At 42.2% G+C, this 12,191-nt stretch carries 13 protein-coding genes; 9 read left to right on the forward strand and 4 right to left on the reverse strand.

Annotated elements, in window-relative coordinates; all coding sequences use genetic code 11:
- Positions 1 to 111: 111 nt before the first annotated feature.
- From CDG77_RS21130 to trpD, 3 genes are all read left to right on the forward strand, one after another.
- The gene (locus CDG77_RS21130; RefSeq protein WP_219852135.1) at positions 112 to 306 is read left to right on the forward strand and encodes a hypothetical protein; all 195 of its coding nucleotides are present in this window, start codon (positions 112 to 114) and stop codon (positions 304 to 306) included.
- 85 nt (positions 307 to 391) lie between these two features.
- Positions 392 to 1,273 (forward strand): DNA adenine methylase, encoded by an 882-nt coding sequence (locus CDG77_RS21135; RefSeq protein ID WP_094331297.1) that lies wholly within the window; start codon positions 392 to 394, stop codon positions 1,271 to 1,273.
- A 90-nt stretch (positions 1,274 to 1,363) separates the two neighbouring features.
- Entirely contained in the window at positions 1,364 to 2,458 is a 1,095-nt protein-coding gene (gene trpD / locus CDG77_RS21140; protein WP_094331289.1) for an anthranilate phosphoribosyltransferase, read from the forward strand.
- Here trpD and CDG77_RS21145 read toward each other — a convergent pair.
- On the reverse strand, positions 2,388 to 3,428 hold the full coding sequence (locus CDG77_RS21145) for a retropepsin-like aspartic protease family protein (RefSeq protein WP_094331298.1): 1,041 nt from the start codon (positions 3,426 to 3,428) through the stop codon (positions 2,388 to 2,390). The genes trpD and CDG77_RS21145 overlap by 71 nt on opposite strands.
- 207 nt (positions 3,429 to 3,635) lie before the next feature.
- Here CDG77_RS21145 and carA point away from each other — a divergent pair, with 207 nt between their 5' ends.
- The 5 genes from carA (at position 3,636) to CDG77_RS21170 (ending at position 8,313) form a co-directional block, all read left to right on the forward strand.
- Complete coding sequence (gene carA / locus CDG77_RS21150) at positions 3,636 to 4,802, forward strand: glutamine-hydrolyzing carbamoyl-phosphate synthase small subunit (RefSeq protein ID WP_094331290.1); 1,167 nt, start codon at positions 3,636 to 3,638, stop codon at positions 4,800 to 4,802.
- A gap of 188 nt (positions 4,803 to 4,990) precedes the next feature.
- Positions 4,991 to 5,356, forward strand: coding sequence for an STAS domain-containing protein (locus CDG77_RS21155; RefSeq protein WP_083782327.1), 366 nt, complete (start codon positions 4,991 to 4,993; stop codon positions 5,354 to 5,356).
- An 859-nt stretch (positions 5,357 to 6,215) separates the two neighbouring features.
- Entirely contained in the window at positions 6,216 to 6,692 is a 477-nt protein-coding gene (locus CDG77_RS21160; RefSeq protein ID WP_094331299.1) for a Mini-ribonuclease 3, read from the forward strand.
- 95 nt (positions 6,693 to 6,787) lie between these two features.
- A complete protein-coding gene (rlmB, locus tag CDG77_RS21165; protein WP_094331291.1) occupies positions 6,788 to 7,924 on the forward strand; it encodes a 23S rRNA (guanosine(2251)-2'-O)-methyltransferase RlmB in 1,137 nt (378 codons plus the stop codon).
- A gap of 86 nt (positions 7,925 to 8,010) precedes the next feature.
- On the forward strand, positions 8,011 to 8,313 hold the full coding sequence (locus CDG77_RS21170) for a DUF1816 domain-containing protein (protein WP_094331292.1): 303 nt from the start codon (positions 8,011 to 8,013) through the stop codon (positions 8,311 to 8,313).
- Positions 8,314 to 8,350: 37 nt separating this feature from the next.
- On the opposite strand, the gene CDG77_RS21175 is transcribed toward CDG77_RS21170, so the two are convergent.
- Both CDG77_RS21175 and truB read right to left on the reverse strand, forming a co-directional pair.
- The gene (locus tag CDG77_RS21175) at positions 8,351 to 9,199 is read right to left on the reverse strand and encodes an alpha/beta fold hydrolase (RefSeq protein WP_094331293.1); all 849 of its coding nucleotides are present in this window, start codon (positions 9,197 to 9,199) and stop codon (positions 8,351 to 8,353) included.
- 108 nt (positions 9,200 to 9,307) lie between these two features.
- Positions 9,308 to 10,192, reverse strand: a complete 885-nt coding sequence (truB, locus tag CDG77_RS21180; protein WP_094331294.1) for a tRNA pseudouridine(55) synthase TruB — start codon at positions 10,190 to 10,192, stop codon at positions 9,308 to 9,310.
- A 446-nt stretch (positions 10,193 to 10,638) separates the two neighbouring features.
- Between truB and CDG77_RS21185 the strand changes: the two genes are divergently transcribed.
- The gene (locus CDG77_RS21185) at positions 10,639 to 11,130 is read left to right on the forward strand and encodes a hypothetical protein (RefSeq protein ID WP_094331295.1); all 492 of its coding nucleotides are present in this window, start codon (positions 10,639 to 10,641) and stop codon (positions 11,128 to 11,130) included.
- A 63-nt stretch (positions 11,131 to 11,193) separates the two neighbouring features.
- Here CDG77_RS21185 and CDG77_RS21190 read toward each other — a convergent pair.
- Positions 11,194 to 12,191 (reverse strand): GAF domain-containing sensor histidine kinase (locus CDG77_RS21190; protein WP_143857066.1); only part of this gene is annotated, 998 nt, incomplete at its 5' end.

A 12,191-nucleotide genomic window follows, 5' to 3' on the forward strand; every position in this document is an offset into this window, starting at 1 on the left:
AGCTAAATACGATAATTTTTGGAGAGTTGTTGCAATTTTTACGAGCTTTGCCTGTATTTGCTAACCTAGTCCAAAGCCATCACATATTTTGTTACTTCCCAAGGTTCAGCAATGTCAGTAAAACAATTATCTCTATTCGATCGACAACCAGAAGATTCAAATAAATTTTTTGCTCGTAAAAGACCCTGGTCAGCAGCCAAACATCGGATAATGCTGAAATATATACAGGCTCATTGCTATAATTTGGGCGGCAGCAAATCCTATCAATCTATGTATATTAACTATGTAGAAAAATTGATGGAATAACTTGGGATGGTTTTCCAGAAACTATAGTTGATAAAAACACTAAATAAGTATCATCTGTAAAATAGTTTGAATATGTCCTTAAATGATTATCAAAAGTCCTCTGCGATATCCTGGTGGTAAGTCAAAAGCAATAAATCAGATAGCTGAATACTTACCAGATAGCTTTTCAGAATTTCGAGAGCCTTTTGTGGGTGGTGGTTCTGTATTCATTGATTTAAGACAAAAGTTTCCACATATCAAAATTTGGATTAACGATTTAAACCGCGAACTATTTTTATTCTGGAAAATTGCCCAATCTGATATCGCTCAGTTAGTTCAAGAAATTCGACATATTAAACTAAAATATACAGATGGTAAACTGCTCTTTGCAGAACTTACTACTGTAGATGTAAATAATTTATCTGATTTAGAAAGAGCAGTTCGTTTTTTCGTCCTCAATAGAATAACCTTTTCAGGAACTGTAGAATCAGGTGGCTTTTCCCAAGAAGCTTTTCATAAAAGATTTACTAATTCTTCGATAGAACGCTTAGAAAAACTAGAAGGTATTCTATCAGAAAATGTCCAAATTACTAATCTTGATTACAGTCATCTATTAAAATCAGCAGGAGAAGATGTATTTTTATTTTTAGATCCACCATATTTTAGTGCTACAAAATCAAAGCTATATGGTAAAGATGGTGACTTACACACGTCTTTTGAACATCAGAGATTTGCTGAACTTTTGCAACAATGCCATCATCGCTGGCTAATAACCTACGATGACTCACCGCAAATTCGAGAAAATTTTCAATGGGCTAATATCTCAGCGTGGGAATTGCAGTATGGCATGAATAACTATAAGCAGAGTGGTGCAGCTAAAGGAAAAGAATTATTCATTACTAACTACGAAGTTAAACTTTATTTGGATAAAAAAGCAAAAAATCAGAAGCTTGTTAATCCAGCTTTGCAGTTGAGCCTTGATATTTAAACCTAATTTTAATAGCGGTCAATTTTCCGGTAGGATAGCTCCCATACCCTTCAACCTAGCTACACCCTACCAAACCACAAACTTTCTTCTATGACAACTTCCCCAATCCCTGCTCAAGAATCGTCTGCTAGCTGGTATATGCTGCTGCAACAATTAATAGATGGCCAATCCTTGTCTCGTACTCAAGCTGCTGAATTGATGCAAGGTTGGCTTAGTGAAGCGGTTCCCCCTGAGTTATCAGGGGCTATTTTAACAGCGCTGAACTTTAGAGGCATTTCTGCCGATGAATTGACTGGTATGGCTGAAGTATTACAATCTCAATCAAAATTGGGGACTGGGGACTGGGGACTGGGGACTGGGCAAAAATCCAGCCAATCTCTAATCCCTGTAATAGATACCTGTGGCACTGGTGGAGATGGTTCATCAACCTTTAATATTTCTACAGCCGTTGCATTTGTAGCTGCTGCATCTGGCGTAGCCGTTGCTAAACACGGCAATCGTTCAGCTTCAAGTCTGACGGGGAGCGCAGATGTGTTGGAAGCCTTGGGTGTAAACTTGAGTGCATCCAGTGACAAGGTGCAAGCCGCATTACAAGAGGTGGGGATCACTTTTTTGTTTGCACCTGGTTGGCATCCAGCACTGAAAGCGGTTGCCCAATTGCGGCGGACTCTCAGGGTAAGAACGGTGTTTAATTTGCTGGGGCCGTTAGTAAATCCTTTGCGTCCAACTGGGCAAGTAGTGGGGCTATTTACTCCCAAACTTTTGGCGACTGTTGCCCAAGCATTAAACAATTTGGGCAAGGAAAAGGCGATCGTTTTACATGGACGAGAAAAACTTGATGAGGCTGGGTTAGGAGATGAAACTGATTTAGCGGTTTTATCAAATGGAGAAGTGCAGGTAACTACCATCAATCCCCTAGATTTGGATCTAACACCTGCTCCCATAGGTATGCTTCGGGGTGGCGATGTCAAAGAGAATGCGGTGATTCTTAAGGCGGTACTCCAAGGTAAGGGAACTCAGGCGCAACAAGATGCGGTTGCCTTAAATGCGTCGTTGGCGCTGCAAGTAGCGGGTACGATCGCACTCCTAGATCACGCCCAAGGGATTAAAATCGCTAGGGATATCCTACAAAGCGGGGCTGCTTGGACGAAGTTGGAGCAGTTAGTTGAGTTTCTGGGGGATTGATTTGCGATCGCAATTGCGGGCGAAACTCTACTACATTCCGTTTAATGGTGACATCGTAGTTACCAAAAAAGTCATGTCCTAAAAGTCCAGTTTCTAGATCCGCACCTGCGATCGCTACTGGTACTTTATTTACTATTACCCCACCAACTGCCATCGAATTAACATAGCCCACAGGAAATTCTACAGCCCTAGAACTAGCGGTATTTGCCTTAGCTCTCCCCACTGTCACGATTCCCAAAGCATTGGCCATCTCTTGGGTGATGACAGTGCCACTGGCTCCCGTATCCACAATCATCTCAAATTGTTGCTGGCCATTGAAAGTGACTTCCACAATTGGCGTTCCACCAAGTCGCCTTTTAATTGGGGCTGTAAACACTTCCTGATCTGGAATCACTACTGCTGATGACGGCAAAGCTGGTTTTATTGATAACGGTTTTGTTTCTTCTGGAGGCGAAGTATACTTTGGTGTGATTGCTGTTTGAGGAACCACAACTACTATCCTCTTCGGTTCGGCAAGACGCACAGGGCGAGGAGCAGCTTGTTGTTGAGCATATTTAATTTGGTGGCGATATTCAGTGATTTTGGTTTGAGCGATCGCAAATTCCGGGCTTTGTCGCCGGACTCTTTCCATCAACGCGATCGCATCCTGGTACTGATTCGCCACCAAAATCCAATCACCTGGAGATTGAGCAGAACGGCTGATACTCCAAGCGCCAACCGCTTTGTCTAACCCCTGTTCAAAAAGACTTGGTTCGCTTTCAGACGGCTCTAGCGGCTGTACTTCTGGGGTAACTGCTGGTGTTGGTGGTTTGACGGCAGGTTCTACTGATGCCAAATCCCCAATTGGCGCGGGTTGCTCATTGCCACCAGCCACAGTGTTCCGTTTGTCTTCACTACAGGCAACACACAAAACCGCAAGAGCGCTTGATACTAAAATTAGGGTTGCACGGGAAAAAAAAGACTGAAGCATAATTAATTTTAACCGCCCTAGCTTTGCCAAATCCACTCCCGCCACTTTAAATTCCCAATTTAATTTTAATTAACTATCCAAAAAACTCCCAATTCCCCAACTCATGGGATAATTAACAATCGCAGTATTGGGGACAGGGGACTAGGTGGGGAAGAGTTTTCCCAATCCCCAATCCCCAATCCCCAATTCCCAATTCCCCAATTTACTATGCCCCTGACTGACGCAATACCTGCTTTACTTGTCTTGGCAGATGGAACTACTTATCGCGGTTGGTCTTTCGGTGCGACGGGAACCGCGATCGGAGAAGTGGTGTTTAACACTGGCATGACCGGATACCAAGAAGTCCTAACTGACCCTAGTTACTGCGGTCAGATTGTCATTTTTACCTATCCTGAATTAGGCAATACTGGGATTAATCTTGAAGATGAGGAATCAGATGGCCCCCAAGTGCGGGGTGCGATCGCTCGAAATATTTGTCAACGACCAAGTAACTGGCGATCGACACAATCCTTACCAGACTACCTCAAACAAAATCAAGTACCGGGGATATACGGCATCGATACCCGTGCCCTCACCCGCAAAATTCGGATGTTTGGAGCCATGAACGGTGGCATTTCCACAACCATTCTCGATGAGGCGGAATTGCTAGAACAGGTACAGGCGGCTCCCAACATGGCGGGATTAAATCTGGTTCGAGAAGTCACCACCTCAACAGCTTATGAGTGGTCAGATCCCACAATTCCAGCTTGGGAATTCAACTGCGAGGCTGTGGAAAATCCTGGGGAAGCCTTTACTGTTGTAGCTCTTGACTTTGGCATAAAACGCAATATTTTGCGACGCTTAGTAAGTTACGGCTGTCGGGTAATTGTTGTGCCTGCTGATACACCACCAGAAGAAATCCTCAATTACAATCCAGATGGTGTGTTTCTTTCTAACGGGCCGGGCGATCCGGCTGCTGTCACTGGAGGGATTGCAACTGCTAAAGCGCTTTTGTTAAGTCAAAAGCCTATTTTTGGTATTTGCATGGGACATCAAATCTTAGGTCATGCATTAGGGGCAGAAACCTATAAACTTAAATTTGGTCATCGTGGTTTAAATCAGCCTGCTGGATTACAACAACGGGTAGAAATTACCAGCCAAAACCATAGTTTTGCGATCGATCCAGATTCTTTACCTACGGCAGTTGTAGAAATCAGCCACCTGAACTTAAACGATCGCACCATTGCCGGAGTCCGTCACAAATCTCTACCTGTATTCTCCGTACAGTATCACCCAGAAGCTAGTCCTGGCCCCCACGATGCTGATTACTTGTTTGAGCAATTTGTTCAAGCGATGCGAACAGCCCGTCAAGCCGCAACAGCCGAGGTGAAGTAAAAATGGGGAATAGGTGGGGAGCAGGGGGCAGGGAGCAAGGGGGAGAATAAAAATAAAAATTATCTCTTTCCCTTCCTCTCCCTGCTCCCCGCCCCTCTGCCTCTTGTGCCCAATGCCCCAAAAGATTGTAGACAACTTGCTCAAAAACCATCTATACTTGAGCGTTCACTTTAACTCATGAGGAGGGAATTATTGCTGAGCCACTGAATCTAACCGTTAGCCTGAGAGGCACTCGTGAAGTCCGGGATAACTGCCAGCTATTCCGCCTCACAGGTTTGTTAGATGCGTTTTCTGAACCAACATTTCGTAAAGTACTTGGCAGCAAGATTGAAGAGGGCCCTAAGCATATTATTTTGGATCTCTCACAAATCGACTTTATTGATAGCTCTGGCTTGGGTGCTTTGGTACAACTAGCCAAGCAAGCTCAAACTGCTGAGGGCACTTTGCAAATTGTCACGAATGCCCGTGTAACTCAAACGGTGAAGCTTGTTCGCCTAGAAAAGTTTCTCTCCCTGCAAAAATCAGTTGAAGAAGCTCTAGAAAACGTCAAGTAGCCTTGATTGCTTGAACCAAATCGATTCAGCTATCCAGATTCAACATCGGGTAGCTTAATTTTTAAAACTTCTGGCAGAAAACCTCTCTCCTGGTGGGCTACGGTGTACAGACATATCTGTACAAAACCCAAAATCGTTGAAGATCCCCCTAAATCCCCCTTCTTAAGGGGGACTTTAAGAGACTTTTGCCCCCCAATTTGTCGGGGGGTTGGGGGGATCAAAAGCTTGTGAGTCCACTCTCAAAGACTTGTGTGTACACCGTAGCTCCTGGTGGGAGAGGCAAAAAACCAGTTGAGTTATTATGTTTAAAGTTGAGCAATAACTAAAGATAAGTACTTGGACAGAATGAATTACACTATGTCATTGCGAATGAAGCTTACGCGGTAGCGTCTCTATAAGTTGCGTAATGACTGTAAATATTTTTTCCAACTATTTATAGACACCCAGTTCTTGGGTAAATGATTATTGGGCAGAATATCGGATAAACAATCAAGTCTGAAAAAATTGTAGAAAATACAAAGTCAGCAGATTTGTGTATAGGTAAAGTTGACTTGATACTGTATAGTTAGAAATTGTCGCTTACTAAGTAAGCATGACAATGGGATTTAGTAACAGCGTGTATTTGATGTCAAAATTTTACCCTATCTTAGATACAGACCACAATAATTAGGCAAAATTTGGTTCATAGGCATTGACATCAGGGTGATTTAAAATGCCAACTCTCAGTCAAAATGATGAAATTAGGAAGCAATTTTGATAGTATTGATTATGCTAAGTATACTATCATGGCACACTTCAGAAAAATCAGTCTTTGCGAAGAATGCCTGCCAAATCTAGCCCGTCAAGGAATGATTTATTTGTGAAGTCACAGGAGGAACTATTAGATGGACAAGATGAAACTCCTAAGCAGAGTTTATCTTGGACTCAAGCACTCTTGGCAACCACAGGGCCATTCCAACAGATTTCCCTCTCACAAGTGCAACAAATTTCTCCTACTGCTTTAGCATATTTGGGGGATGCAATTTATGAGTTGTATGTTAGAATGTTCTATCTGCTGCCATTGCAGCGGTCAGGAATTTACCATCGGCTGGTAGTGGAGCAGGTAAGAGCAGAAACACAAGCGCTACATTTGCGATCGCTAACTCCTCATCTGAGGGACACCGAATTAGATATTGTCCGACGGGGTAGAAACGCCGCTACAGGCCGCCCTAAGCGACTCAATCCCGAAATTTATCAACAGGCAACTAGTCTAGAAACCTTAATAGGCTATTTATATCTCACCGATTACCAGCGTCTAACCGAACTGTTGCAAATGCTTCATGTAGAAAAAGAGTGAAAGCTCAATTTCACAACAATAGGTACAGCAGTAGATTAGGTTCCAGAAATTCAGGTAATCGGTATGTTCAACCATAAGCTATATCCATAAATCAAATGCAGAATCAACCGAGAAAAATCATCAACACTTCTACTAGCGAACCCAATCGTGGGAAACCGATAAAAATTAAGGGGAAGCGCGTTGTTAGTAATCCCACTCGCAATCCCCGGAAAATAGATAGCAACCCTATCTCTGCTGCTAATCCCACTCGCAATCCCCGGAAAATAGATAGCAACCCTATCTCTGTTGCTAATCCCACTCGTAATCCCCGGAAAGTAGATAGCAACCCTATCTCTGTTGCTAGTCCCACTCGTAATCCTCGGAAAGTAGATAGCAACCCCATTTCTGGCAACTCCCGACAACGAAATAGCAACTTCTCCGAGTCACCTGTATCTACACAACCGATAGAAGAAGATAACGATCTCATCTACGGTCGTCATCCAGTACTGAGTGCGTTGCAAAAACAGCGCAATCTCAACCGCATCTGGATTATTACCCGGCTGCGCTACGATCCCAGCTTCCACCATTTTCTCCTGCAAGCTAAGGAAAATGGCACAGTTATTGATGAGGTTGAACCCAAGCGCTTAGACTATCTCACCAATGGGGCTAATCATCAAGGTGTGGCAGCACAAACTGCTCCTTACGCCTACATTGAATTGCCCGATCTCATTGAACAGTCTAAATCTGTAACCGATCCCGTAATAGTAGTAGCTGACGGAATTACAGATCCCCACAACTTGGGAGCAATTATTCGCACCGCCGAAGCAATAGGCGCTCAAGGATTGGTGATTCCTCAAAGAAGAGCATCTGGGATCACTTCTACTGTAATGAAAGTGTCAGCAGGCGCTTTAGAAAACTTTGCTGTAGCTAGAGTTGTCAACCTCAGCCGCGCCTTAGACGAATTAAAAGAAGCTGGCTTTTGGATTTACGGCACTGCTACAAGTGGAAGCGAACCCGTGCATACTGTGAATTTCAAAGGGCCAATCGTTTTGGTAATCGGTTCAGAAGGCGAAGGTCTGGGTATGTTGACTCAACGTTCCTGTGATTTTTTAGTATCGATTCCTCTGCAAGGTAAGACTCCTAGTCTGAATGCATCTGTAGCAGCAGGGATGGCGCTTTATGAAGTTTATCGCCAGCGATCGCTAAATACGCTTTATTTAGATAAGTTACAAAAAATTTCTTTGAAAAAATAACAGTAACAGAGTATAAAGAAATGTAAAAGATAATAAAGCAACATATCGTTTAACACCCTGTAGACGTTTATAAATCGGCTAAAACCATGAAAACCATTTGGCATAACCTCAAGGAAGTGTTGATCAACACATTCGACTACCTCGGCTTGGCTTGGTGGGTAGAGATTGTGACGCAAAATCCCCGATGTACTTATTACTTTGGCCCATTTCTGAGTTCTTCTGATGCAAGATTGTCAAGCAATGGATACATAGAAGACTTAGAAGCCGAAGGAGCTACGGGAATTTCTGTGCGTGTCAAACGTTGCAAACCTAATACCTTAACAATTGCTGAAGACTTGGGGGAAAGATTTGACCGCAAAGTACAGCCTGCCTTTGGCGGTCAAATTTAAGTTAGGCGAAAATCAAGATAATTCGTAATGACGCTCTTTACGAATTACGAATTACCTGCGGATGTTCTTCCAGCCAACGATCGATATCATTCAGCACCTGCTGGGGGACTTCCCACGGGAAAAGGTGGGCGGTGTTTGGATAGCACTGCCACTGAGAATTTGGGAGATGTTGAGCGGTTTGTAAGCTGGAATCAGATGTGATGTGACGGTCTCGATCGCCAGCAAGTACTAAACTTGGACATTGGATTTGTGGCAGTTCTGGAAGCCGATTGTATCCCGATTGAATTGCACTGTAGAGAGCGCGAGTAGCAGCAGGAGAGGTTTGCAGATAAGCTGGTACTGCTTCCTTGGCGATATAGTGGTAAGTTGTGGATGTATGTTGTTGGATTAGGTAGCGGAAAAGCGATCGCTTGCCAAAAGTTTCAATATTCCATTGCCAACTCGGTTTTATATAGTTTAATAGGCCAGCAACGCCAGTATATAAATTATCTTGCCAAGTTATAGGAGGATGGCTACCACGGGGTTTTGCGGCTGTCGCCACCAAAATCAGCCCAGTAATGCGCTCTGGTAAACGCAATGCCATTTCCATTGCCAGAATACCCCCAAGCGACCATCCCAATACTAGGCATTTTTCAATATTTAAGCGGTCTAGCAACGCTTCTAAATCAGTTAAATGGTCATTCATATCAAAATTGCCATTCCAGCGACTTTTGCCATATCCGCGTAAATCAGGGGCAATAGTTTGATAGCGTTTTGATAAATGATTGGTAAAGACAGAAAGACTACGACCACTACCAGGATGACCGTGTAAACCTAGTATGGGGAATCCTTGACCTTGGATGTAAACATTGAGACGTGCAGTAGTGCTAGGATGGCGATCGCTCATGACTTGTCGTTCTCCTGTTTAGTGAAAACAGCGATCGCAATTCTATTAGCTGCGATCGCTTCAGCCCAAACTCTGTATTCAAATTCAAATCTTGAATTCACCACAATGTTAAGAAATCGGTTCAAAAACCATTTGGGGGATCAACACTTCATCTTGTAATTGCCCAATACCTAAAAAGCGATTTTCTTCATCATAAACTCGTACTATTTCAGGAATATCGAAATTTAGAGAAATTCGCTGACCTTGACACCACCTTTGAGCAGATGTTGCTGGTAAAGTAACAGATGATAAATGTTGTAAAGCTGCATCTGGGCAAACGGGTTGAAATGTTTCAGCTTGTAGCTGTGCTTCTAAATCAGTCAAGGTGAGACTATCGGTTAAATTGAAACCACTACTTTCGGTACGGATTAAAGCCGCAAGAGTGCCACCAGTTTCTAAAATTGCACCTAAGTCACGAGCGATCGCTCTAATATATGTACCAGAACCACAAGCGATCGCCACATCCAATTCAGGAAAATCTCCTTCTTTCCAGTCCAAAATATCTATCTGAAAAACTTCCACTGTTCGCACTGGAACTTCTACCGTTTTACCTTGGCGTGCTAAATCGTAGAGACGTTTACCATCCACTTGGATTGCACTGTAAATAGGTGGTATTTGCTCAATCTTCCCTTCAAATTGTGCTAATGCCGTTTTCACCTCTGCCAAACTCAATCCAGCACAAGGTTGAGAAGTGATGATTTCACCTTGCAAATCGTCCGTTGTAGTCCGCACACCCAGCCGAATAGTGGCAATGTACGCTTTGTTTTCTGGCAGATATTGCAATAATCTGGTAGCTTTACCAAGGGCGATTGGTAAAACCCCTGTAGCAGCTGGATCTAGGGTTCCCGCATGTCCTACACGTTTGAGGCGCAACAATTTTCGCACCCGCGCTACGCAGTCGTGGGAAGTCCAGCCAAATGGTTTGTTTAAGTTGAGAAAACCTTCAGATAACACAAAATCAATACTTACAGCTTCTAAAGTCTATTAAATACTTATTTAACGATCAAAGCATTAATATTTAGCAATCAATGATTAATTCAGCATTAATTTATACAAATTAAGTAGGCTAAAGGTATTTTTTAATCACTTTAACGAATAATACACCAAAAAATGTAGATAACGCCGAGCATATTCAGCAAATATCACGATGTCACTTTTAAGCGACAAAACATAAAATTGTCATAATTAAAGAAATAAAAAACATAATAAAAGTTTTTTTATTCCTTTAGGCTGGGCAATTGTGCTTCTATGTGCGATTCCAAGAAACAAGGATTTTCCCAAAGCTTTGATAGAAAACACTACTTATTTTGTTTTAAATAACAGAATAATTGGTGGATTGACTATTGCTTTAACATTTTTATCAAAACGACCATCGATAAATTTTGATTGACATAAATAAAATGAAAAAAACAATTTTTACTACAACATTAGTTTTTTGCTCTATGTTGGTTGTCATTTGTAGTGAATCTGGCAAGAGTGTTTCTCAACCAAATCAGGTTAATCAAGCAAATACTGCAACAGTCACTCAAGTCAACTCTAAATCTACTTACTCAAGTCAGGTAGATAATACCAAAAGTATTAAAAAAGCTAGTAATTCAACATTAAATAAAAATAATAGCTCTAATGAAATTGATAACGACAACCCGATATTTGGGACAATCAAAGATATGCAAAGTGGAGACTTAAAATGCTACGTTACTGTTGTAGATGAAGATGGTAATTTACATGAAGGTGTAGGGGCAACATTTGAGGTTTGCGAACCAGATAAATACGTTAATCAGAAAGTAAAGATGTCTTATGAGCTAGAGAATGTCAATGATTGCCAAAGTTCTGAGCCTTGCGGTAAAACAGTCAAAGAATGGCTGATTACCAACATAGAAATTCAAGAGTAAGAATCACGAGATTTATTTTTTAAGTTGTAAGTAATGTAGATAAGCGCTATATACTGCAACAAATCAAGTTGCTGATGGGGAAAGTTGACTAATTGGGCATATCTTCGGTAAGCTGACTGTAACTTTAGTTCCTTCCCCCACTTCACTGGACAAAGTAATATCGCCACCATGTAACTCGACACAACCTTTAGCGATCGCTAGCCCTAAGCCTGTACCAGGGATCGTATCAACGTTACTTCCGCGACTGAACGATTGAAACAAATTTTCTCGATCTCTAATCGGGATACCAATTCCCCGATCTTGGATGTAAAAGATCGCCTCTGATTCTTTACCGATGAGGTGGAACTCTACAGTCCCTCCATCTGGAGAGTACTTAATTGCATTGGACATTAAGTTAATAAAAATTTGCTGCAAAAGTCCGCGATCGCCCCAAAAGCCTTGGGTATGCCCAGTAATGTTAAAAATCAATTCGTGGCGATCGCCTGTTGTTTCTCGCTCTTGTTCTATGAGGTCAGAAAAAAATTGCAGTAAATCAAGTAGGATTGGCTTAAATGTGGGTTTTTCTAGTTCAAATTGGTTAACCAGAAGCATATTATCCACTAGTTTGGACATATATCTTGCTTTCTGTTCAATAATTCCTAAAAACCTCTCTTGTTTAGACTCATCTAGTTGCTGACTATGTTTTGCCAAAGTTGATGCAGCCGCCAGAATTGAAGTTAGGGGCGTTCGATATTCATGGGAAACCGTTGCAATGATTTGAGATTTAAATGTATTTAGTTGCTTTTCTTTGGTAAGGGCTGCTTGAGTTTGGGCTAGCAACTCAGCTTGTTGGATAGCGATCGCTAATTGTACCGAAACTTCATTGAGCATTTCTGCATCATCAGTTTGCCAATGTCGTTCTCCAGAATTCTGGTGAGCAATCAACAAACCCCAAAGCTTAGGAGTTGGGTTCCCATTATTGCTCAAATTAATGGGAACTACCAAATTTGCTTGAGTATTAAATTGCTCTTTCAGGCTGACACAATTACACAAGCCAAGCTCATAGATATAAGGGATTGGGG

This window comes from Nostoc sp. 'Peltigera membranacea cyanobiont' 213 (assembly GCF_002245975.1).
Classification (GTDB): Bacteria; Cyanobacteriota; Cyanobacteriia; order Cyanobacteriales; family Nostocaceae; genus Nostoc.